General features: G+C 74.1%; 1 protein-coding gene. It reads right to left on the bottom strand.

Annotation, left to right across the window (positions count from 1 at the left end):
- Positions 1 to 725: phosphopantetheine-binding protein (locus VM95_RS37820; protein WP_341846059.1), on the bottom strand; the 725-nt coding region annotated here is incomplete at its 3' end.
- Between the last annotated feature and the right edge of the window lie 13 nt (positions 726 to 738).

The raw sequence follows: 738 nt of genomic DNA on the forward strand, positions 1-738 counted from the left end.
CTCGGGCCCTCCAGGCGGTGCAGGAACCACAGCCGCCGCTGCGCGAAGGACAGCGGCACCCTGTCCGGGCGCACCGCCGGCAGCAGCGCCGGACGGGCCTGCCCGGTCTCCTGGGCGAGCCGGGCGGCGAGGCCGGCGACCGTGGGGGCCTCGAACACGGCGCGCACGGCCAGTTCGACGCCGAGCGCCGACCGGATCCGGCCGACCAGCCGGGTGGCCAACAGCGAGTGTCCACCGAGGTGGAAGAAGTCGTCGTCGATGCCGACGTCCGGCACCCCGAGCAGTTCCGCGAACACCGCGCAGAGCAGCTCCTCCTGCGCCGTCCGGGGCTTGCGGCCGCTGCGCGCGGCACTGAAGTCCGGGGCGGGCAGGGCCTTGCGGTCCAGCTTGCCGTTCGGCGTCACCGGGAACGCGTCCAGCGCGACGAACGCGGCCGGGACCATGTAGTCCGGCAGCGTCCCGCCGACGTACGCGCGCAGCTCGGCCGTGTCCGGCAATTCGCCGCCCGGCGCGGCGACCAGGTACGCGACCACCTGCCGGCCGCCCTGCTGGTCCTCGCGCGCCATTACGGCGACCTGCCCGACCGCCGGGTGAGCCGCGAGCACGGACTCGATCTCGCCGAGTTCGATCCGGAAACCACGGATCTTCACCTGGTGGTCGACCCGGCCGAGGTAGTCGAGCTCACCACCGGCCGACTGCCGCACCAGGTCACCCGTGCGGTACATCCGCGAGCCGACC

Origin of the sequence: Streptomyces rubellomurinus, assembly GCF_000961885.1 — a bacterium.
GTDB lineage: Bacteria > Actinomycetota > Actinomycetes > Streptomycetales > Streptomycetaceae > Kitasatospora > Kitasatospora rubellomurina.